This window comes from Streptomyces sp. AC602_WCS936 (assembly GCF_019049125.1).
Lineage (GTDB): Bacteria > Actinomycetota > Actinomycetes > Streptomycetales > Streptomycetaceae > Streptomyces.
This window is the reverse complement of record NZ_JAGMUF010000058.1, coordinates 14,240-35,279: the sequence shown is the minus strand read 5'-3', so window position 1 is coordinate 35,279 and position 21,040 is coordinate 14,240. Positions and strand designations below refer to the sequence as shown.

The 21,040-nt window shown below is 72.8% G+C and carries 17 protein-coding genes; 11 read left to right on the top strand and 6 right to left on the bottom strand.

The window, feature by feature from the left end; genetic code table 11:
• The first annotated feature begins 140 nt into the window (after positions 1–140).
• From KUM03_RS20675 to KUM03_RS20660, 4 genes are all read left to right on the top strand, one after another.
• A complete protein-coding gene (locus KUM03_RS20675; RefSeq protein ID WP_217250758.1) occupies positions 141–1,418 on the top strand; it encodes an aspartate kinase in 1,278 nt (425 codons plus the stop codon).
• Positions 1,418–2,494: an aspartate-semialdehyde dehydrogenase gene (locus KUM03_RS20670; protein ID WP_217250757.1), complete on the top strand. Its 1,077-nt coding sequence runs from the start codon at positions 1,418–1,420 to the stop codon at positions 2,492–2,494. Before KUM03_RS20675 ends, KUM03_RS20670 begins: the two co-directional genes overlap by 1 nt.
• A 452-nt stretch (positions 2,495–2,946) precedes the next feature.
• Positions 2,947–3,519, top strand: a complete 573-nt coding sequence (locus KUM03_RS20665; RefSeq protein ID WP_073726487.1) for a SigE family RNA polymerase sigma factor — start codon at positions 2,947–2,949, stop codon at positions 3,517–3,519.
• Positions 3,516–4,700: a hypothetical protein gene (locus tag KUM03_RS20660; RefSeq protein ID WP_254399646.1), complete on the top strand. Its 1,185-nt coding sequence runs from the start codon at positions 3,516–3,518 to the stop codon at positions 4,698–4,700. Before KUM03_RS20665 ends, KUM03_RS20660 begins: the two co-directional genes overlap by 4 nt.
• A 49-nt stretch (positions 4,701–4,749) precedes the next feature.
• Here the strand turns inward: KUM03_RS20660 and KUM03_RS20655 are convergent, their stop codons facing one another.
• Entirely contained in the window at positions 4,750–5,562 is an 813-nt protein-coding gene (locus tag KUM03_RS20655; protein WP_308406368.1) for an SURF1 family protein, read from the bottom strand.
• Positions 5,563–5,717: 155 nt separating this feature from the next.
• Between KUM03_RS20655 and KUM03_RS20650 the strand changes: the two genes are divergently transcribed.
• Positions 5,718–7,562 carry a prolyl oligopeptidase family serine peptidase gene (locus KUM03_RS20650; RefSeq protein WP_217250755.1) on the top strand — a complete coding sequence of 615 codons (1,845 nt, stop codon included), beginning with the start codon at positions 5,718–5,720 and terminating at the stop codon, positions 7,560–7,562.
• Between the two features lie 49 nt (positions 7,563–7,611).
• Here the strand turns inward: KUM03_RS20650 and KUM03_RS20645 are convergent, their stop codons facing one another.
• Positions 7,612–9,525: an NAD(P)-binding protein gene (locus KUM03_RS20645; RefSeq protein ID WP_217250860.1), complete on the bottom strand. Its 1,914-nt coding sequence runs from the start codon at positions 9,523–9,525 to the stop codon at positions 7,612–7,614.
• Positions 9,526–9,780: 255 nt separating this feature from the next.
• Here KUM03_RS20645 and KUM03_RS20640 point away from each other — a divergent pair, with 255 nt between their 5' ends.
• On the top strand, positions 9,781–10,290 hold the full coding sequence (locus tag KUM03_RS20640) for an NfeD family protein (protein ID WP_217250754.1): 510 nt from the start codon (positions 9,781–9,783) through the stop codon (positions 10,288–10,290).
• 65 nt (positions 10,291–10,355) lie between these two features.
• Positions 10,356–11,882, top strand: a complete 1,527-nt coding sequence (locus KUM03_RS20635) for a flotillin family protein (RefSeq protein ID WP_217250753.1) — start codon at positions 10,356–10,358, stop codon at positions 11,880–11,882.
• A 55-nt stretch (positions 11,883–11,937) separates the two neighbouring features.
• Here the strand turns inward: KUM03_RS20635 and KUM03_RS20630 are convergent, their stop codons facing one another.
• The 4 genes from KUM03_RS20630 to KUM03_RS20615 all read right to left on the bottom strand — a co-directional run bounded on the left by KUM03_RS20630 (position 11,938) and on the right by KUM03_RS20615 (position 14,342).
• A complete protein-coding gene (locus KUM03_RS20630) occupies positions 11,938–12,975 on the bottom strand; it encodes a CdaR family transcriptional regulator (RefSeq protein ID WP_217250859.1) in 1,038 nt (345 codons plus the stop codon).
• Between the two features lie 205 nt (positions 12,976–13,180).
• A complete protein-coding gene (locus tag KUM03_RS20625; RefSeq protein ID WP_217250858.1) occupies positions 13,181–13,486 on the bottom strand; it encodes a zinc-ribbon domain-containing protein in 306 nt (101 codons plus the stop codon).
• A 110-nt stretch (positions 13,487–13,596) separates the two neighbouring features.
• On the bottom strand, positions 13,597–13,845 hold the full coding sequence (locus KUM03_RS20620; RefSeq protein ID WP_217250752.1) for a helix-turn-helix transcriptional regulator: 249 nt from the start codon (positions 13,843–13,845) through the stop codon (positions 13,597–13,599).
• The gene (locus KUM03_RS20615) at positions 13,845–14,342 is read right to left on the bottom strand and encodes a DUF2975 domain-containing protein (RefSeq protein ID WP_217250751.1); all 498 of its coding nucleotides are present in this window, start codon (positions 14,340–14,342) and stop codon (positions 13,845–13,847) included. Before KUM03_RS20615 ends, KUM03_RS20620 begins: the two co-directional genes overlap by 1 nt.
• A gap of 177 nt (positions 14,343–14,519) precedes the next feature.
• On the opposite strand from KUM03_RS20615, the gene KUM03_RS20610 reads away from it, so the two are divergent.
• The 4 genes from KUM03_RS20610 (at position 14,520) to KUM03_RS20595 (ending at position 20,939) form a co-directional block, all read left to right on the top strand.
• Entirely contained in the window at positions 14,520–15,650 is a 1,131-nt protein-coding gene (locus KUM03_RS20610; protein ID WP_217250750.1) for an amidinotransferase, read from the top strand.
• A gap of 285 nt (positions 15,651–15,935) precedes the next feature.
• Complete coding sequence (locus KUM03_RS20605; protein WP_217250749.1) at positions 15,936–16,235, top strand: DUF3040 domain-containing protein; 300 nt, start codon at positions 15,936–15,938, stop codon at positions 16,233–16,235.
• Positions 16,236–16,796: 561 nt separating this feature from the next.
• The gene (locus tag KUM03_RS20600; RefSeq protein WP_217250748.1) at positions 16,797–18,317 is read left to right on the top strand and encodes a potassium/proton antiporter; all 1,521 of its coding nucleotides are present in this window, start codon (positions 16,797–16,799) and stop codon (positions 18,315–18,317) included.
• 549 nt (positions 18,318–18,866) lie between these two features.
• Positions 18,867–20,939, top strand: a complete 2,073-nt coding sequence (locus tag KUM03_RS20595) for an SPFH domain-containing protein (RefSeq protein WP_217250747.1) — start codon at positions 18,867–18,869, stop codon at positions 20,937–20,939.
• The last annotated feature ends 101 nt before the right edge of the window (positions 20,940–21,040 follow it).

Genomic DNA, 21,040 nt, shown 5'->3' with positions numbered 1-21,040 from the left:
TGGGCATGAGCCAGCCTGAGCGAGTACCCGGGTCTCACGATGCGATACCGCAGAGGCGAAACCCGGACGCTCGGTAAAATGAGCCGACCGCAGTACATATACGTACGTGCGGAAAGAGACGGATTGAGCGAGGAGCGCACGTGGGCCTTGTCGTGCAGAAGTACGGAGGCTCCTCCGTAGCCGATGCCGAGGGCATCAAGCGCGTCGCCAAGCGGATCGTGGAAGCGAAGAAGAACGGCAACCAGGTGGTCGCCGTAGTTTCCGCGATGGGCGACACGACGGACGAGCTGATCGATCTCGCCGAGCAGGTTTCCCCGATCCCTGCCGGGCGCGAACTCGACATGCTGCTGACCGCCGGGGAGCGTATCTCCATGGCGCTGCTGGCCATGGCGATCAAAAACCTGGGTCACGAGGCCCAGTCGTTCACCGGCAGCCAGGCCGGAGTCATCACCGACTCGGTCCACAACAAGGCCCGGATCATCGACGTCACGCCGGGTCGCATCAAGACCTCGGTGGACGAGGGCAACGTCGCCATCGTGGCCGGCTTCCAGGGCGTCAGCCAGGACAGCAAGGACATCACCACGCTGGGGCGCGGCGGGTCCGACACGACGGCCGTCGCTCTCGCCGCCGCGCTCGACGCGGACGTCTGTGAGATCTACACCGACGTGGACGGCGTGTTCACCGCCGACCCGCGCGTGGTGAAGAAGGCGAAGAAGATCGACTGGATCTCCTTCGAGGACATGCTGGAGCTCGCGGCCTCCGGTTCCAAGGTGCTGCTCCACCGCTGTGTGGAGTACGCCCGCCGGTACAACATCCCGATCCACGTGCGGTCCAGCTTCAGCGGACTGCAGGGCACGTGGGTGAGCAGCGAGCCGATCAAGCAAGGGGAAAAGCACGTGGAGCAGGCCATGATCTCCGGTGTCGCGCACGACACCTCCGAGGCCAAGGTCACCGTCGTCGGTGTCCCGGACAAGCCGGGCGAGGCCGCCGCGATCTTCCGGGCGATCGCCGACGCCCAGGTCAACATCGACATGGTCGTGCAGAACGTGTCCGCCGCCACGACCGGACTGACGGACATCTCGTTCACGCTGCCGAAGACCGAGGGTCGCAAGGCCATCGACGCGTTGGAGAAGAACCGGTCGGCCATCGGCTTCGACTCGCTGCGCTACGACGACCAGATCGGCAAGATCTCCCTGGTCGGCGCGGGGATGAAGAGCAACCCGGGCGTCACCGCCGACTTCTTCACCGCGCTGTCCGAGGCCGGGGTGAACATCGAGCTGATCTCGACCTCCGAGATCCGCATCTCGGTCGTCACCCGCAAGGACGACGTGAACGAGGCCGTCCGTGCCGTGCACACGGCCTTCGGGCTGGACTCCGACAGCGACGAGGCCGTGGTCTACGGAGGCACCGGGCGCTGATGGTCGACATCGCGGGTGCCGGGCGCACCGGGCGGCCGACCCTGGCCGTCGTGGGAGCGACCGGCGCCGTCGGTGCGGTCATGCTCCAGATCCTGTCCCAGCACGCGGACGTCTGGGGCGACATCCGTCTGATCGCCTCCCCGCGCTCGGCCGGCCGCAAGCTGGCCGTGCGCGGGGAGGAGGTCGAGGTCGTCGCGCTGAGCGAGGAGGCCTTCGACGGGGTCGACGTCGCCATGTTCGACGTGCCCGACGAGGTCTCCGCGCAGTGGGCGCCCCTCGCCGCCGCCAAGGGCGTGGTGGTGATCGACAACTCGGGCGCGTTCCGGATGGACCCGGACGTGCCCCTCGTCGTGCCCGAGGTCAATCCGCACGCGGTGCGGATGCGGCCGCGCGGCATCGTGGCCAACCCCAATTGCACGACGCTGTCCATGATCGTGGCGCTGGGCGCGCTGCACGCCGAGTTCGGCCTGCGCGAGCTGGTCGTCTCGTCGTACCAGGCGGTGAGCGGGGCCGGGCGGGACGGTGTTCAGACGCTGCGCCGGCAGTTGTCCCTGGTGGCCGGGACGGAGCTGGGGACCAGCCCCGGTGACGTGCGACGGGCGGTCGGCGACGACACCGGGCCGTTCCCGGAGCCGGTCGCGCTGAACGTCGTACCGTGGGCCGGGTCGGCGCGTGAGGACGGCTGGTCCTCGGAGGAGATGAAGGTGCGGGACGAGTCCCGCAAGATCCTCGGGCTGCCGAATCTCCCGGTCGCGGTGACGTGCGTACGGGTGCCGGTCGTCACCACGCACTCGCTGACCGTGCACGCCCGCTTCGAGGGCGAGGTGACGGTCGACAGGGCCCGGGAGATCCTGGCCACCGCGCCCGGGGTCGTCCTGTTCGACAACCCGGCCGCGGGGGAGTTCCCGACCCCCGCCGACGTCGTCGGCACCGACCCGACGTGGGTCGGGCGGGTGCGGCGGGCCCTGGACGACCCGACGGCGCTGGAACTCTTCGTCTGCGGGGACAACCTGCGCAAGGGCGCCGCGCTGAACACGGCGCAGATCGCGGAGCTGGTCGCCGCCGAGTTCGACTGAGACGTGGTCCGGTTCGGCTGAGACGTGATCCGGTTCGACGGAGATGTGATCCGGAAGTTGGTCCGGACTACTTGTACCGGACACCTGTGGCATCAGAGGATTTCCTCTCCGCCCTCCGCAACCGTGCGGAGGGCGGCAAGCGTCTTCGCGGTCACCCATCAGGGCGCGAAGGCGCATGGTCGGCGTGGGGACGTCGAGGACGGGCGTGGGGACGCTCGTTCACATGGGACATAGGGGAAGAGCGGGACAATGAGGGCCTATGACGCACCGTCAGCCGGGCTGCCGCCCGGCGGGCGCGGGAACGTGACGCCCGGCACGTACAACCCTTACGGGGGTGGGCGTGTCCAACTGGCGTGGCAGAGGTACTCGATTTCCCCGCGGCAGCGCGTGGCCCCGCCGTGCGGCCACCCGTCCGGTCCATCCGTCCCCGAGTGGCCGGTCCGGCCGGTGGCATGCCGGTGATCGCGCCCATGCCCGCAGCGCGGCCGGCCCGCATATCGAACCAGCGCGACGGCGCGGAGGACGCGGCGGCGGGTACCACCGTCGACCACCTCACCGAGACGTACCGGACGCACTACCGGTCGCTGCTCGGCCTCGCCGCCCTGCTCCTCGACGACACCGCCTCCTGCGAGGACGTCGTCCAGGAGGCCTTCATCCGCGTCCACTCGGCGCGCAAACGCGTCCGCGACCCGGAGAAGACCCTGGCCTACCTGCGCCAGACGGTCGTCAATCTCTCGCGCTCGGCGCTGCGCCGCCGCATCCTCGGCCTCAAGCTGCTCTCCAAGCCCATGCCGGACATGGCGAGCGCGGAGGAGGGCGCCTACGACCAGCTGGAGCGGGACTCCCTGATCAAGGCGATGAAGGGACTGCAGCGCCGCCAGCGCGAGGTGCTGGTGCTGCGCTACTTCGCCGACATGACCGAGGCGCAGACCGCCGAGGCGCTCGGCATATCCCTCGGTTCGGTCAAGGCCTACGGCTCGCGCGGCATCGCGGCGCTCAGGGTGGCCATGGAGGCACCGGCATGAGCGACGGCCACGACGCACTGCGCGGGGACCGCGACGAGCACAAGCACACGCACGCTGGGAACGGAACTGTGAATCACGGCCCCGACGGGCACGGCCCCGACGGCCAGGGGTCCGACGGCCAGGGACTCGAAGGCCAGGAACCGGGCGGACTCGACCCGGACGAGCTGGTCCTGCGCAGGATGATGCACCAGGCGGTCCGCGACGTGGAGCCGAGTGACGGCACCCTGGATCACCTGCGCCGCGCGGTACCCGCCCGCAGGGCCCGCAAGCGTCAGGCCGCCGTCGGCGTGGCGGCCGCCGCCCTCTTCCTCGGTACGGCGGTCCCGGCGCTCGTGCACGTCTCCAAGACCACCGGCCCGGGGGCCGACCCCTCCGTCGCCGGTCACGCCTCGCAGGCGCAGGGCGGCACCTCCCAGGGCAAGGACCCGGCCGGCGGCCAGAGCGGCATCGCCGGCACCGAGGGTCCGGGCAAGGGCAAGGAGCGGGGGGACTCGAAGGAGCGGCCCGAGGACGAGGAGAGCGGTGCCGCGACGGGCACGGCCCCCGGCACCGACCCCTCCGCGAGCGCCGCCGCCGAGGCACCCGTGTGTTCGGCCAAGCAGCTCGGCCCGGCCGTCGCGAGCAGCGCGGGACCCGACTCGACGGGTGTGGTCTACGGCTCCTTCCGGGTCACCAACGTCTCCTCCGACGGCTGCACCGTCGTCGGCCCCGGCAGCCTGGTCACCACCCCGCAGGGCGCGGCGGACGCCACGAAGATCGGCACCGCTCGGCACGTGGCCGGGGACGCGGCGGCCGGACTGCCCGACCCGTCCCTGGAGACCACCTCGCTGACCCTGGCGCCCGCCTCCGCTTACGAGGTGCAGTTCGCCTGGGTGCCCTCGGAGACCTGCCCCACCACCGGCGGCACCACGGGCGGCGCCACCGGCAATCCCTCGCCCGACCCCTCGCCCACCGGCGAGACGACCGCCGCGGGCGGCACCTCCGCGGGCGGCACTTCCACGGGTGGCGGTGCGGGAGCCGACTCCGGCGCCACGGCCCAGCTGCTCACCGCGGACGGCAAGGCCGACGGGAGCGTGTCGGTGACGTACGCCCCGGAGGGCGGCTCGGGCTCGGCGACGGCGACGGTGACCGACGCGTGCGCGGGGACCGTGTACTGGACGGGCGTGCTGGCCGCGTCGTAGCGACGCGGCCCCGGCGCCCGGCCGGAGAGCGGCCGGGGACCGTCCGGCGTCAGACGCCGGACGGGCTGGGCTGCGGCTTCGGCTCGTCGTCCGCTTCCTCGTCCTCCGGGGCCAGTCCCAGCTCCGCGTCCCTGGCGAGCTCGACCTCGCGGCGCAGCAGCCGGAACCACATGAAGATCACGAAGCCCACGAAGGCGAACCACTCGGCGGTGTAGCCGAGGTTCTGGAACGCCTTCAGGTCCAGCCCCGTGCCCTGCGGCGCGCTCACGGGCACGGCCCGCATGCCGGAATCGCCCTCGTTGAGCGTCACCCACGCGTCGTAGACGTCGTACGGCACCAGGTTCAGCAGCGTCGCGGCACTGATCGCGCCGGTCTGCCCCTCCGGCCAGCCGGAGCGGCCGCTGACGCCGTTGCTGCCGACCGACTCGGCGGCCTGGAGGGCTCCGGTGACGGTCACCCGGCCGGTTGGCGGGGCCGGGACCTTCGCCGTGTCGGGATCGCCGGGCAGCCAGCCGCGCACGACCGGCAGCGCCTTGCCGTCGTCGGTGCGCAGCAGCGTGAGTACGTAGAAGCCCTCGCGGTCGTCCAGCTTCCGCTCCGGGACCAGCAGCTGGTCGGCGTAGCGGCCGCTCACCGTCGCCTGGTCGCCGACCGTCGCCTTGTCCACCGGCAGCAGCTCCGCCAGCGGACGGGCCGCCTCCCGGCGCGCCGGGTCCCGTGGGGCGGTGGCGGTCTCGTGGTCCTGGACCCGGTCCTCGAACCGGCCCAGCTGCCATGAACCCATGAAGATGCAGAAGGGGATGGCCAGGACGACGAAGACGTTGATCCCCCACCAGCGGGGCGTCAGCAGAAACCGGTACACGCCCTCCACGGTACGGGGCGGGCCCCGGCGACCCGGCCGCGGGGCTGTGGAAAACGGGTGGGCGGACGGGTGGGCGTACGGGCGGGCGGGCGAGGTTGTCCACAGGCTGGGGACGTGGTCTGCGCGTTGTCGCCCGGTCGGGGCAGTATGGGGCCATGACTGAGAGCAACGGGTCCGATCCGTCGGACATGGGCGTGGACGAGCGTCGGACGCGGGACGAGCAGATGCCCGACTGGGAGAAGCGGTTCCGCGCGCCGAGGGTGTCGCTGCCCGACTGGGCCGAGGACGCGCCGGACCGCTCCCTGTTCGTGTCGAACGCGACGGGGACCTACGAGCTGTACGCCTGGGACCGGTCCACCGGCGAGCAGCGCCAGGTCACCGACCGGCCCAACGGCACGACGGACGGTGTGCTCTCGCCCGACGGCGACTGGATCTGGTGGTTCGACGACAAGGACGGCGACGAGTTCGGCGTCTGGCGGCGCCAGCCCTTCGCGGGCGGCGAGGACGAGCTCGCGGTGCCCGGCCTGGACGCGTCCTACCCGGCGGGCCTCGCCCTCGCCCGGGACGGGCGCACGGCGGTGATCGGCCGCTCCACTGACGAGGACGGTACGACGATCCACCTCGCGCGCGCGGACGGCGCCCCGGCGGAGATCTACCGGCACCGCGAGTCCGCGGGCGTCGGCGACCTCTCCCACGACGGCACGCTGATCGCGATCGAGCACACCGAGCACGGTGACGCGATGCACTCGGCGCTGCGCGTGGTGCGCCCCGACGGCACGACGGTCGCCGAGCTGGACGACACCCGGGGCGGCGAGGAGGAGCTGGGCCTGGAGGTCCTCGGCTTCGCACCGGTCGACGGCGACACCCGCCTGCTCATCGGCCACCAGCGCCGGGGCCGCTGGGAGCCCCTGGTGTGGGACGTGACGACCGGTGAGCAGACCGACCTCGCCCTGGAACTGCCCGGCGACGTCAGCGCCGAGTGGTACCCGGACGGCAGCGGCCTGCTGATCGTGCACGGCTTCGAGGCCCGCAGCGAGCTGTTCCGCTACGACTTCGCCGAGCGCGAGCTGGTGGAGATCGACACCCCCGCCGGCACGGTCTCCGGGGCGACGGCCCGCCCCGACGGCACCGTCGAGTACCTGTGGTCCTCGGCCGCGGAGCCGTCGGCCGTCCGCTCGACGGACGGCCGGGTCGTCCTGGACCCGCCCGGCATGAAGTCGCCGCGCTCGGTCCCGGTCGAGGACGTGTGGGTTCAGGGCCCGGGCGGCCGCATCCACGCCCTGGTCCAGAAGCCGGCCGGCGCCGGCGGCCCGCTCCCGACGGTCTTCGACATCCACGGCGGCCCCACCTGGCACGACAGCGACTCCTTCGCCGCGGGCCCGGCCGCCTGGGTCGACCACGGCTATGCGGTGGTCCGGGTCAACTACCGGGGCTCCACCGGCTACGGACGCGCCTGGACCGACGCCCTCAAGCACCGGGTCGGCCTCATCGAGCTCGAGGACATCGCGGCGGTACGCGAGTGGGCGGTCACCTCGGGCCTCGCCGACCCCGAGCGCCTGATCCTCACCGGCGGCTCCTGGGGCGGCTACCTCACGCTCCTCGGCGTCGGCACCCAGCCCGAGGCCTGGACGCTGGGCATCGCCGCCGTCCCGGTCGCCGACTACGTCACCGCGTACCACGACGAGATGGAGGGCCTGAAGGCCCTCGACCGCACCCTCCTGGGCGGCACCCCCGAGGAGGTCCCCGACCGCTTCGAGGCCTCCTCCCCACTGACCTACGTCGACCAGGTCAAGGCCCCGGTCTACATCTCGGCCGGCGTCAACGACCCGCGCTGCCCGATCCGCCAGGTCGAGAACTACGTCGAGCGCCTGGAGGAGAGGGGAGCCGTCCACGAGGTGTACCGCTACGACGCGGGGCACGGCTCACTGGTGGTGGACGAACGCATCAAGCAGATCCGACTGGAACTGGACTTCGCGGCAAGGCACCTGCCCCGAAGCTAGCCGCTCGCCTCGGGGTTGTAGGGGCTGCGCCCCTACAACCCCGGCGCCCCTACAACCCCGTCCCCCGCCGTGCCCGCCGCCGCCCCAGCAACTCCGCCAACCCCCGCCGAGTCGCCGCCAGCACCACCCGGTCCTCGCTCCGCAGGACATACGTGTCGGGCAGCTCCCACACCAACCTGGACCCCTGCCCCACCTCACCGTCCAAGGTGTGGTCGGAGACCTCCAACGCCAGCACCCGCCACGCCCCCGCCCGGAACGCCTCCCCGACCGTCCGCCCCTCCAGCTGCGGATGCCCCGCCACCCGTACCGCCGCGAACAGCAGCACCCGCCGTTCGACGGGGATCGCCCCCAGGATCTGGCGGCCCATCATCGCCCCCGCGAACGCCGGCGCGGACAGATGCGTCACGCTGCGGCTGCGGGTCAGCGCCCCCGGGTGCGCCGCGCGCAGCGTCCGGTACACGGCGGTCGCGAAGTCGTCGTCGTACAGCCGCAGCACCACCCGCAGCCGCGCCCGCACGGAGCGGGCGTACAGCACCGCCTCCAGGTTCGTGGTGTCGACACTCGTCAGCGCGAGCAGCGAGTGCGCCCGGTGGATCTTGGCGGCCTCCAGGACGCCCTCCTGCGTGACGTCCCCGAGCACCACCGGCACTCGCAGCCGCCGCGCCGTCGCCATGCCGCGCGCCTCGGGATCGGCCTCGACGCACACCACGGGGATGTCCATCTCCCGCAGCCGGGTCAGCACCCTCGTGCCGATCTTGCCGAGACCGAGCAGGACGACGTGCCCGCCGAGCCCGCGCGGCGGCTTCCGCAGCGCCGTCGCGCTGCGGAAGGTCCCCAGAGCCTCCAGTACGGCGGCGAGCAGCACCGGTAGCAGCAGCAACCCGACGAATCCGGAGAGGAGTTGCAGCACCTGCCGTCCGGAGTCCGCGTTGTGCGCGGGCTCGTTGATGGCGAACAGGTCGAGGAGGGTCACGTACGTCGCGTGCAGCGGATGGTCCCCGGTGACCACCATCAGCGCGACGGCGAGCGCGACCACGCACGCCCCCAGGCCCGCCAGCGACCACCGCAGCCGACGCGAGAACAGCTCGCCGAACGGCGGGACGCCGGCTCGCGCGGCGGGCAGCGGCGGACCGGAGTACGACACCTGCTCCAGGGCGACCGTGCCGCGTCCGGTGGCCGCCTGAACCGCCGCCGCGTCGGGCAGCAGTTGCGGCCCCTGGTCGCCGCTCTCCTCCGAACCGTCGGCCCCGGCCGGGTCGTTGCTCGTCGCGGAGAGCAGCGCCAGCGTGCACAGGCCCGGGTCGGCGACCTCGCCGGGGCGCGGCGGCTGCCGTTCCACCGCGCGCAGCAGCAGCCCGTCCGTCTCGACGACCTTGCTGGTGCCGACCAGCGCGGTCGCGGCCAGCGCGGGCGCCGCCGTGTCCGCGTCGGACAGCACGGTCGTGGACGTCCCGGCGCCGTCCAGCCCGGCGTCCCGCGAGTCGCCGGTGGCCAGTGCGGCGCTCTGGTCGAGCAGTTCCTCGATGTGCCGGCCCAGCCGCCGGTTGTACAGGCGCAGGACCAGACGCAGCCGGGGGTTGAGCCGGCGGGCGGCCAGGGCGGCGCGGATGTTGGTCTCGTCGTCGTCGTACACGAGGGCCAGGGCAGCCGCCCGGTCCACGCCGGCCTGCGCGAGCACCTCGTCGGTCGGTTCGGTGGCCTCCAACTCGCGGACCTCGCCGCTGGTGTCACCGGAGCCGGAGCCGGAGCCGGGGCCGGAGCCGGAGTCGCCGTTGCCCGAGCGGCCGACGGCCGCGCTGACCCTGTCCAGCAGCGCTGCGGAGGCCGCGCGGGCCCGCCCGGCCACGGGCCGGCGCACCCGGTTCCCGGAGGGCGGGACGACGAGTGTGACCTGCTCGCGGTAGACGCCGCGCAGTTCGGCGGCCAGGCGGTGCGCCAGCCCGTCGTCGCCGCACACCACCATGTGCGCGTACGCGTCGCCCTGCCCGGCCTGGTGCGGAACGCTCCCCGTTGAAGTCCCCATTTGAGGAAGGACAGTACCGGCGCGAGCCGCGGTTCCGGGAGCGGCCCGAGGAGTTGGAGGAGAGCCGGAGGAGAGCCGGAGGACGGCATTAAAGACGCGTTAAGACTGCCGGAAAGCGGCAATGACGGGGTGTCGGGCCAGGGGTGAACATATGACTCACCGAAGCTCAGCGACGGGCGGGAGGGGGACGGCACGATGGCCTGGTTTCTCGGGCTGGGTATCACGGGGGTCGTGCTGCTCGCCCTGTCGCTGGTCTTCGACGGAGTGCTGGAAGGCGCGTTCGGGGGAGCGCTGGACGGCTTCCTGGAGGGGTGGCTGTCGCTGCCGGTCATCGCCGGGTTCACGGCGATGACCGGCTTCGCCGGCGCCATCGCCCTCGGCACCGGCTGGACCGGTCCTGCGGGCGCCGCCGGAGTCGGCGCGGTCGCCGGAGTGGGGGCCGGCTGGCTGACGTACCGCTTCAGCCGTGCGCTGATGCGTGACCAGACCGCCGTCACACCCAGCACGGACGACCTGCTCGGCACGTCCGGCAAGGTCGTGACCGCGATTCCCGCCGACGGGTTCGGCGAGGTGCTGCTCCGGCTCGCGGGCCAGCCGCTGAAGTGCGCGGCGCGCAGCGCGGAGCCGGTGGCGCGGGGCACCGAGGTGTGGGTCGAGGCGGTGCCGACCGGAACGTCGGTCCTGGTCCGCCCGGTGGACCGCTGAGCGGCCCCTTGGGCCCTTCCCTGCTTCTGTTCGTCTGTTCTACTTCGTGATTCGGGGGCGTTGCCATGAGTCCTGTCGTCATCGCGGTGCTGGGGGTCGTCGTACTCCTGGTGCTGCTCGCGCTGGTGGTGGTCAGCCGCTACAAGGTGGCCGGCCCGAGCGAGGCGTTCATCGTCACGGGGCGGCGCGGCAAGAAGTCCACCGATCCGGAGACCGGTCGCGTCTTCACCGACAACAGCGGCCAGAAGGTCGTGGTCGGCGGCGGTGTGTTCGTCGTGCCGTTCGTGCAGCAGCGGTTCACGCTCGACCTCTCCTCCCGGCACATCCCGGTCGCCGTGCGCGGCGCGGTGACGCTGCGCGGTGTGAAGGCCAACCTCGAAGGCGTCGCCATCGTCAAGGTCGGCGGCACGGAGGACGCTATCCGAGCGGCGGCGCAGCGGTTCCTGATGCAGCAGGACGGCATCGTCGGCTTCACCCAGGAGGTGCTGTCCGGCGCGCTGCGCGCGATCGTCGGCCGGATGTCCGTGGAGGACGTCATCCGGGACCGGGCCGCGTTCGCCGGGCAGGTCGCCGAGGAGGCGGAGGCGAGCCTGTCCGGGCAGGGCCTGGTGCTCGACGCCTTCCAGATCCAGGACATCACCACCGAGGGCTCCTACCTGGAGGACCTGGGCCGTCCCGAGGCGGCGCGGGCCAAGCAGGAGGCCGACATCGCCGAGGCCGTGGCCCGGCGGGCGGCCGAGCAGGCGCGGCTGAAGGCCGAGGAGGAGATCGCGGTCGCGCAGCGGACCCTCTACCTGAAGCAGGCCGAGATCAAGGCCGAGACCGACCAGGCCGCGGCCCGCGCCAACGCCGCCGGTCCGCTCGCCGACGCGGCCCGGCAGCAGGACATCCTCGCCGAGCAGGAGAAGGTCGCCGAACGGCAGGCCGCGCTGAAGGACCGCCAGCTCGACACCGAGGTGCGCAAGCCGGCCGACGCCAAGCGGTACGAGGCCGAGCAGGAGGCGGAGGCCCGCCGGGTGGCGCGGGTCAAGCAGGCGGAGGCCGACCGGGCGGCCGAGATCGCGGGCGCCCAGGCCGAGGCCGAGCGGGCCCGGCTCACCGGTGAGGGCGAGAAGCAGCGGCGCGGCGCGCTCGCCGAGGCGGAGGCCGTCGAGGGCCTCAAGCAGGGTGAGGCGGAGCGTTCGCGGCGTGCGGCGATCGCCGAGGCCGTACGGCTGGAGGGCGAGGCGGAGGCCGCCGCGATCGGCGCCAAGGGCGCGGCCGAGGCCGAGGCGATGCACAAGAAGGCCGACGCCTTCGAGCGGTACGGCGACGCGGCCGTGCTCCAGATGCTGGTCGAGGTGCTGCCGCAGGTGGTCGCCAAGGCCTCCGAGCCGCTGTCGGCCGTGGACAAGATGACGGTCATCTCGACGGACGGCGCGAGCCGCCTGTCCCGCACGGTCGCCGACAACGTGGCGCAGGGCATGGAACTGCTGGGCTCCACCACGGGCGTCGACCTGGCGGCCCTGCTGAAGAACCTCACGGCGAAGGGCGCCGAGGAGCCGCAGCCCGCTCCCGACCAGCGCAACGGCAAGGTCGAGATCACCGGCTGACCCGGGGCGGAGGCGACCCGGCCGGTCCGGGGCGCGCCTCCTGCGGCCGGCCCGCTCAGATCTCCTGGGCGGGCCAGCCCAGCAGCCGGGCCCCGATGACCGCGGTCTGCAGGGTGTAGCGGTGCACCGGGTCGGCGGGGTTGGCCCCGGTCAGCTGGTGGATGCGGTCCAGCCGGTAGGTGAGCGCCCGCACGCTGAGCGTCAGGCGCCGGGCGGCCTCGGCCGCGGTGCAGCCGGCGTCGAAGTACGCCTCCAGGGTCCGCAGCAGCGGCTCGGCCCCGCCGCGGGCGCCGCGCAGCGGCCCCAGCACGCTCATCACGAGGTCGGCCATCGCCTGCCGGTCGCGGGTGAGCACCGGGTAGACGAGCAGGTCGGCGGCGCGCAGCACGGGCTCGTCGAGCTCCAGCCGCTCGGCGAGTTCGAGGGTGCTCAGCGCCTCCTCGTAGCTATGCACGACACCGCCCGCGCCGGTCTGCGGGCGCCCGATGGCCACCCGGCTGCCGTCGGTGGCGGCATAGGCCTGCTTGGCGAAGAAGCTGAGGACGTCGTCCTGGTCGCCGGGCGCGATGCAGATGAGCTGCCCGTTCTTGGTGGTGATCAGGATGCGGCGGTCGCCGAAGCGGGAGATGAGCGCGGTCTCCACGAGCCGGGTGACCGGGGCGGTGTCGTCGTACGCCTCGGGCCCCTCGGCCACCGCGACGGCGTGGGCGCGGGAGAGGACGAGCCCGAAGCGCTCGGCCCGCTCGGCGAGCCGGCCGAGGTCGCTGCGCCCGTAGAGCAGGTCGTCGATGAACTCCCGCCGCGCGGCCTCCTCCTGCCGTACGGCGAGACGCTGCGCGCGCTCGTACCCCTCCGCGAAGGCGTCGACGGCCTGGGTGACGGCGGCGAGGACACTGTCGGCGGTGCCGGCGGCGGTCGTGCCGCCGGGCCAGGAGGTGCGGGTGGCGTCCAGGTGCAGCCGTACGAGGCTGCGCAGGCTGTGTCCGGCCTCCGCGGCCCGTTCCCCGAGGAACCGCCGTTCCTCCAGCTCGTCGCGGGTCAGCCGGCGCCCGGTGCCGGCGGCCCCGGCGAGTATCCCGGCGTACCCGTCCAGGTACGTCTCCTGCTGGCCCGACCGCTGTTCCGACTGCTGGCCCGACCGCTGCTCCGACTGCTGGTCCGACTGCTGGTCCGTCACCCCGCGCCTCCCCTGCCGGTCACGCCCGGTGCGCGGTCTCGGCAACGTGAGGTTAGTCAGGGCTGCCGGGACCCGGCAACGCGGTGGAGCGGTACGCCGGTTCTGCGGCGCGGGCCCGGCCTCAGGGCCGCTGGTAGGGGTGCTGCGGCGACTGCCCGTACGGCTGCCCGCCGGAGCTTCCCGGGCCGCCGCTCACGGCCTGCCTCTGCAACTGGTCCGCCTGTTCCTTGCTCACCTGCTGCTCCGCGCCGCAGAAGGTGCACTGGGTCAGGTACTTCGTGGAGAACGGGAACAGCGGCACGAAGAACAGCGTGAACTTGTTGACGCGCTTCCTGAGCGTGTGCGCGGAGGGATTGCCGCACCGGCCGCACACCAGCGTCAGTATCGCGAGCTGGTAGAGGTATCCCTTGGTGCCGAAGATGATCACGAGCGGGTCCTTCCGGGTCGGCGCCCACGGGCGCGCGTGCACGCAGATCTTCTCCCAGACTGCGCCCGGAAGGGGGCGGGGAGCCACCCGCGGCCGGCGCCGGCCCGGCGTCACGCCTCGTCGTACTCGCCCTCGTACCCGTTTTCGTACTTGTCCCCGGCCTCGTGGCGCAGCAGGTCACCGGGCTGGCACTCGAGTACGGCGCAGAGCGCGGCGAGCGTCGTGAAGCGGACCGCCTTGGCGCGGCCGTTCTTGAGCACCGCCAGGTTGGCGGGGGTGATGCCGACGCGCTCCGCGAGCTCGCCCACGGACATCTTGCGCTTGGCCAGCATCACGTCGATGTCCACGACGATCGGCATCAGATCACCTCTGCCAGCTCGGCCCGCATCCGCGCCGCCTCGATGTCGCGGGCGACGGCCTGGGCGAGCAGCATCCGCAGGACGAGCACGACCAGCGCGACGCCCAGGACCGCCACGACGACCCCGCCCAGCATGAGGACGATGCCCGGTGCGACGGCCTCGCCCGGCGCGAGGAGGACCGCGAGGGTGAACACCAGGAGCGCGGCCGCGACGAAGGCGCCGATCACGATGTGCACGTACCGGAAGGCCCCGAGCGAGAACACGGTGCCCCGCCGCACCATCGTCACCAGCCGCCACACGCAGACCAGCACGACCTCGGCCGTCGCGGCCCCCAGGACGACGATCAGGAAGACCGGCGTGCGCACGGCCGCCAGGGCGGCGTCGGGATCACCGGTGCCGGCCGCCAGCAGCCAGATCAGCACCCCCTGGACGAACGCCGCTCCGGCGATCAGCACCACCAGCACACCGCGCAGTGCGAGCGTCATCAGTCGCCCCATCACCCCTCCTTCAATCGAGCCCATCGAGCCCATCGAACCAATCGAACCAATCGAACCGCGATGGAAATCTATCGAGAAACGATAGATGGAGCAAGCTTCGCGGAAACAGCGGTGTCGTCGGCCCGGTTCGGGGCACCGAGTACGTCACGGAGCCGTGTCGAGCGAGAGCGGTCAGTCATGGCGGTGGCGCAGGAACCCGGTGTCGGTGTCACGGAGGCGGCGGAACCCGCCGTCTCACCGGTCGGGTCCCACAACGAGTGGGACCCGCTGGAGGAAGTCGTCGTCGGACGGCTGGAGGGCGCGACCATCCCCTCCGACCATCCGGTCGTGACCTGCAACGTCCCCCCGTGGGCGGCCCGCCTGCAGGGACTGGCCGCCGGGTTCCGCTACCCGCGCGTCCTGATCGAGCGGGCCCAGCAGGAACTCGACGGGTTCGTCACCCTCCTGGAGTCCCTCGGCGTCACGGTCACCCGCCCCGAGGCGGTCGACCACCGGCAGCGCTTCAGCACCCCGGACTGGTCGTCCCGCGGCTTCTGCAACACCTGCCCGCGCGACTGCCTCCTGGTGATCGGCGACGAGATCATCGAGACCCCGATGGCCTGGCCGTGCCGCTACTTCGAGACCCACTCCTACCGTCCGCTGCTCAAGGACTGGTTCCGCCGCGGCGCACGCTGGACCGCCGCCCCCAAGCCCCAGCTCACCGACGAGCTCTTCGACCCGGACTTCCGCATCCCGAAGCCGGGCGAGCCGATGCGGTACGTCCTCACCGAGTTCGAGCCGGTCTTCGACGCGGCGGACTTCGTCCGCGCCGGACGCGACCTCTTCGTCACCCGCAGCAACGTCACCAACGGCATGGGCATCGAGTGGCTGCGCCGCCACCTCGGCCCCGGCTACCGCATCCACGAGATCGAGAGCCGCTGCCGTACGCCCATGCACATCGACACGACGTTCATGCCGCTGGCGCCCGGCAAGGTGCTGGTCAACCCGGAGTACGTCGATCCCGACCGCCTGCCCGACGCCCTCGCCTCCTGGGACGTCCTGACCGCCCCCGAGCCCGACCCGATCCCCGACCGCATGCTCAAGGTCACCTCGATGTGCGGGAAGTGGCTCAGCATGAACGTCCTCGTGATCGACGGCGAGCGGGTCGTCGCCGACCGGCACCACACCGGCATGCTGCGGGCCCTGGAACGCTGGGGCTTCGAGCCCGTCCCCTGCGACCTCCTGCACTACGCGCCGTTCGGCGGCTCGTTCCACTGCGCGACCCTCGACGTCCGGCGTCGCGGCACGCTGGAGTCCTACGTCGACTGACGCATCGCCCGGCGCCGCGCCGCGCGGACGCCCTACAGGTCTCGTACGCCCGCTTCTGGGCTCCGTACCGGATGGTGCCCGCCGTCGCGGACGGCGATCCTGGAGCCGAGCCACTCCCCCCGGGCCGGCGCCGGCCTTACCGGACCGGGGCGAACCGGCCACGTATGCGCGGCGGCGCCCCCTCGCCCTGGTGTGATCGTGGCGTACCCACCCGCAAGGAGAGCAGATGGCCCGCCCGACCGACCGCGTCGCCCGCACCGGGCCCCGCGCCGGGAGGAGGACACCGTGCCCGGACCCGACGACCAGCGACTCGGCGAGATCGAGTACCACCTGCACCGCGAGGACCCCCGGTTCGCCGACGCCCTGGAGGCGGGCCGTCCCCGCCGCCCGCGCGAGTACCACCCCCCGCGCGCCTGGCTGCTGCTCGCCACCGCGCTGGCGGTCCTGGGCTCCGGCCTGTTCCTCGCCCACGGCCTGCTCATCGCCACCGGCCTGGTCATGGCCGGCATCGCCGCGGAACTCCTCGACCCACACCGCCGCAGCCGCCCGACCCACCACCCACCACCTCGCTCCTGGCCCCGCTGACCGGCGATCCTCGGTTCCGGCTCCGGCCCCCCGGGCCGCGGTCAGCGGACGCTCCGTTCCTGCCCCGACTCCCGGCGCCTCTCTCCGTCCCGTTGCGGGGTTGGTCGCCTCTCTCCGTCCCGTTGCGGGGTCGGTCGCCACCCACCGCCCCGCTCCCGGGCCGGTCGCCGCCCACCGCCCCGCCCGGGGCCTCGCTGACCGGCGATTCTCGGTTCCTGCGGCCACCCGGGCCCCGGTCGTCGGACGCTCCGTTCCTGCCCCTGCTTCCGGTGGCCCTCGTCGCCCCGTTCCCGGACCGGCCATCACGCGTCGCCCCGTTCCCGGACCGGCCATCACGCGTCGCCCCGTTCCCGGACCGGCCACCACGCGCCGCCCCGTTCCCGGACCGGCCACCACGCGCCGCCCCGTTCCCGGACCGGCCACCAGGCGTCGCCCCGTTCCCGGACCGGCCACCACGCGCCGCCCCGTTCCCGGACCGGCCACCACGCGCCGCCCCGCTCCGGGGCCGGCCACCACCCACCGTCCCGCCCTGCCCCTCCCGCACCTCCCGGGACCCGGCCGATGACCCTGGCCGACCTCTATCTCACCCTCCTCGTCGGCGGCACGGTGCTGCTGGCCAGCATCGCCGCCGCCCGTGCAGCGCACCGCCTCGGGCTGCCCAGCCTGCTCCTCTTCCTCGCGGTCGGCGTGATCGCGGGGGAGGACGGGCTGGGGCTGGAGTTCGACGACGCCCAGCTGGCGCAGGCGCTGGGCACCGCCGCGCTGGCGGTCATCCTGGTCGAGGGCGGACTGACGACCCGGTGGAGCGACGTCAGACGCCTGCTCGCCCCGGCCGGCGTGCTGGCCACCGCCGGGGTGGCCGTCTCCGTCGCGGTGACCGCCGCCGGCGCGCACTGGCTGCTCGGCATGGACTGGCATCTGGCCCTGCTGCTGGGCGCCATCGTCTCCTCGACCGACGCCGCCGCCGTCTTCGCCGTACTGCGCTCACTGCCGCTCCCGCAGAAGGTGACCGGCCTGGTGGAGGCGGAATCCGGCTTCAACGACGCCCCCACCATCATCCTGGTGCTGATCTTCTCCACCACCACCGCGGGCGACCTGCCCGGCCCCGCCCCGGTCCTGGGCAACCTGCTCTACCAGCTCGTGGTCGGCGGCACCCTCGGCGTACTGATCGGGCGCCTGGGCGCCGCCGCCCTGCGCCACATCGCCCTCCCCGCCACCGGCCTCTACCCGCTCGCCACGGTCGGCTTCGGCATCATCGCCTTCGCCGCCGCCGGTGCCGCGAACGCCAGCGGCATCATCGCCGCCTACCTGTCCGGCCTCGTCCTCGGCAACGCCAAGCTCCCCCACCGCGCCGCCACCCGCTCCTTCGCGGAGGGCGCCGGCTGGCTGGCCCAGATCGGCCTGTTCGTCATGCTGGGCCTGCTCGTCGACCCCAGCGAACTGCCCTCCGCGATCCTCCCCGCCCTCGCCGTCGGCCTGGTCCTCCTCCTGGCCGCCCGCCCGGTCTCCGTCGCCCTCTGCCTCCTCCCCTTCCGCATCCCCTGGCGCGAACAGGCGTTCATCTCCTGGGCGGGCCTGCGCGGGGCGGTCCCCATCGTCCTGGCGACCTTCCCGATCGTCGAAGGGGTGGACGGCGCCGCCGACGTACTGAACATCGTCTTCGTCCTCGTCGTCCTCTTCACCCTCATCCAGGGCCCCGCCCTGCCCGCCGTCGCCCGCCACCTGGGCCTGACCCGCCCGGACACCCTCCGCGAGATCCAGGTCGAGACGGCCCCGCTCGACGTCCTGGACGCCGACCTGCTCACCGTCTCCATCCCCCCGGGCTCCCGCCTGCACGGCGTCACCGTCGCCGAACTCCGCCTGCCGCGCCCGACCGTGCTGACCCTGATCGTCCGCGACGGCATCACCCTCGTCCCCGACCGCGACACCGCCCTGCGCACCGACGACGAACTCCTCCTCATCACCACGCCCGCGGTCCGCGAGGCCACGGAACGCCGCCTGCGCGCCGTCGGCCGCCGCGGCAAACTGGCGCGGTGGCTGGGCGAGCAGGGGGCGCCGGAGGGCGGGGCGAGGGCGGGCTGAGGGCGTCCGGCACCGGCCGGAAACGTCGGAGGCCCACCTGTTCGGAACGAGGTGTCGTGCTGCCTCGGCGGCGGCGCAGCGCGCGCCGAAGCAGGCATCAAGAAGGCGTCAAGATTGCCGTAACACGGCAATGCGGAGCGTGGCGTGCCTCGGTCAGGATGAGGGCGGCAGCAACAGGGGGACGGCCCTGGTGCCAGGGCCCGGCAACGGGCGTAGGCACCGGGGCCCGGGGACCGCATCGGGGGGTGAGGACGTGGCACGGATCGACGACGTCTCCGCACGGGCCCTCGGTCCCCTCGGCGGCACGCCCCGGCGGCCGGTCCCCCGTACGGCCCCGCAGGCGGCTCCGTACGGCCCGGCAGCAGCCCCGTACGACCCCGGCAGTAGCCGCCGCCGCGGCTGAGCCGTGGCCGACGCGCGTCGCACCGGACGCCTCCGCCCGTAGCCGAACGGGCCGCTCCGCCTCTTCACGGAGGCGCCGACTCTTCGCTTACTCCACTTGATCCGCGCTCACCACTCCGCTGACTTCGCAGACTCAGAGGACTCCCTATGGATTACACCCTGGGCATCGGCGTGCTCGTTTGTCTCCTGCTCGCCGCCGCCGTGCTGTTCGTCGTGGCCCGGCTCTTCCGCAAGGTGGAGCAGGGCAAGGCCCTGATCGTCTCCAAGATGCGCAAGGTCGACGTGACCTTCACCGGACAGGTCGTGCTGCCGGTGCTGCACAAGGCCGAGGTGATGGACATCTCGGTGAAGACGATCGAGATCACCCGGGCCGGCAAGGAAGGGCTGATCTGCCGGGACAACATCCGTGCGGACATCCGCATCTCGTTCTTCGTCAAGGTGAACAAGACCGCCGAGGACGTCGTCAAGGTGGCCCAGGCCGTCGGCACCGCACGGGCCAGTGACCGCAACACGCTCCAGGAGCTGTTCCACGCGAAGTTCTCCGAGGCGCTGAAGACCGTCGGCAAGCAGATGGACTTCACCGATCTCTACACCAAGCGCGAGGAGCTGCGGTTCCGGATCATCGAGGTCATCGGCGTCGACCTCAGCGGGTACCACCTGGAGGACGCGGCGATCGACTACCTGGAGCAGACGCCGCTCACCCAGCTCGACCCGGCCAACGTCCTGGACGCGCAGGGCATCCGGAAGATCACCGAGCTGACGGCCGTGGAGCACGTGCGCACCAACGAGGCCCAGCGCACCGAGGAGAAGGAGATCACCCGGCAGAACGTCGACGCCCGGGAGGCCATCCTGGAGCTGGAGCGCCGGCAGGTCGACGCCGAGAGCAAGCAGAAGCGGGAGATCGAGACCGTCCGGGCGAGGGAAGAGGCCGAGACGGCACGGGTGGTGGAGGAGGAGCGGCTGCGGGCGCAGTCGGCCTTCCTCAAGACCGAGGAGCAGCTCGGCATCCAGCGCGAGAACCAGGGACGCGAGGTCGCGGTCGCGCAGAAGAACCGCGAGCGGGTCATCGCCGTCGAGAGCGAGCGCATCGAGAAGGACCGCCTCCTGGAGGTCATCGCCCGGGAGCGGGAGACGCAGCTCACGCGGATCGCCGCCGAGAAGGAGGTCGAGGCGGAGAAGCGGGAGATCGCCGACGTCATCCGCGAGCGGGTGGCGGTGGACCGCACGGTCGCCGAGCAGGAGGAGGCCATCAAGAAGCTGCGTGCCGTGGAGGAGGCGGAGCGGCAGCGGCAGGCCGTCGTCATCGCCGCCGAGGCCGAGGCGCAGGAGCGGCTGGTCAAGGACATCAAGGCCGCCGAGGCCGCCGAACAGGCCGCCACCCACCGTGCCGCCGAGGAACTCACGCTCGCCGAGGCCCGCCTGAAGAGCGCCGACCTCGACGCGCGGGCCAAGCTGCGGCTCGCCGAGGGCGTCCAGGCGGAGAGCGCCGCCCCGGGGCTGGCCGAGGTCCAGGTCCGCGACAAGGAGGCCGAGGTCGTCGAGAAGGCCGGCCGTGCCGAGGCGGGGGCCACCGAGGCCCGGCTGCTGGCGGAGGCCGAGGGCGCCAAGGCCAAGGCCCTGGCGGAGGCCGAGGGCGCCAAGGCCAAGGCGCTCGCGGACGCCGCCGCCGTCGGCGAGAAGCTGAAGGCGGAGGCGGCCGGTCTCACCGAGAAGGCGGCGGCGATGGCCGCGCTGGACGAGGCGTCCCGCGGCCACGAGGAGTACCGGCTGCGGCTGGAGGCCGAGAAGGAGGTCCGGCTGGCCGGGCTGGACGTCCAGCGGCAGGTGGCCGAGGCGCAGGCGACGGTCCTCGCGACCGGGCTGGAGAACGCCGACATCGACATCGTCGGCGGCGAGTCGGTCTTCTTCGACCGGCTGGTCGGGGCGATCGCCCTCGGCAAGGGAGTCGACGGCTTCGTGCAGCACTCCGAGACCGCCCAGGCGCTGGCGAAGCCCTGGCTGGACGGGACGTCGAGCTTCACCGACGACCTCGGCCGGGTCCTCGGCTCGGTCTCCACGGCCGACGTGCAGAACCTGACCGTGTCCACCCTGCTGATGAAGCTCATGAAGTCGGGCGGCGCCGACTCCGCGGCCCTGGAGCAGCTGCTCGGCAAGGCCGGTGAGCTGGGTCTGGCCGACACCCGGCTGACGGCCGCCGTGAACGGCAGTGCCAAGGGCTGACCGACCGCGGTCGTGGAGCCGCCGCGCGGGGGGCGGCGGCTCCACGACCGCTCTTTCCGACTTCCTGAGCAGGCCTTCCCGAGTAGGCCTCCTGAGAGGGA

Bases quoted from the DNA above. Each gene is read 5' to 3' on its own strand.
- KUM03_RS20670 (WP_217250757.1), top strand. From the start codon at position 1,418: ATGGTCGACATCGCGGGTGCCGGGCGCACCGGGCGGCCGACCCTGGCC.
- KUM03_RS20665 (WP_073726487.1), top strand. From the start codon at position 2,947: ATGCCGGTGATCGCGCCCATGCCCGCAGCGCGGCCGGCCCGCATATCG.
- KUM03_RS20660 (WP_254399646.1), top strand. From the start codon at position 3,516: ATGAGCGACGGCCACGACGCACTGCGCGGGGACCGCGACGAGCACAAG.
- KUM03_RS20650 (WP_217250755.1), top strand. From the start codon at position 5,718: ATGACTGAGAGCAACGGGTCCGATCCGTCGGACATGGGCGTGGACGAG.
- KUM03_RS20645 (WP_217250860.1), bottom strand. From the start codon at position 9,525: ATGGTGGTGTGCGGCGACGACGGGCTGGCGCACCGCCTGGCCGCCGAA.
- KUM03_RS20640 (WP_217250754.1), top strand. From the start codon at position 9,781: ATGGCCTGGTTTCTCGGGCTGGGTATCACGGGGGTCGTGCTGCTCGCC.
- KUM03_RS20635 (WP_217250753.1), top strand. From the start codon at position 10,356: ATGAGTCCTGTCGTCATCGCGGTGCTGGGGGTCGTCGTACTCCTGGTG.
- KUM03_RS20620 (WP_217250752.1), bottom strand. From the start codon at position 13,845: ATGCCGATCGTCGTGGACATCGACGTGATGCTGGCCAAGCGCAAGATG.
- KUM03_RS20615 (WP_217250751.1), bottom strand. From the start codon at position 14,342: ATGGGGCGACTGATGACGCTCGCACTGCGCGGTGTGCTGGTGGTGCTG.
- KUM03_RS20610 (WP_217250750.1), top strand. From the start codon at position 14,520: ATGGCGGTGGCGCAGGAACCCGGTGTCGGTGTCACGGAGGCGGCGGAA.
- KUM03_RS20600 (WP_217250748.1), top strand. From the start codon at position 16,797: ATGACCCTGGCCGACCTCTATCTCACCCTCCTCGTCGGCGGCACGGTG.
- KUM03_RS20595 (WP_217250747.1), top strand. From the start codon at position 18,867: ATGGATTACACCCTGGGCATCGGCGTGCTCGTTTGTCTCCTGCTCGCC.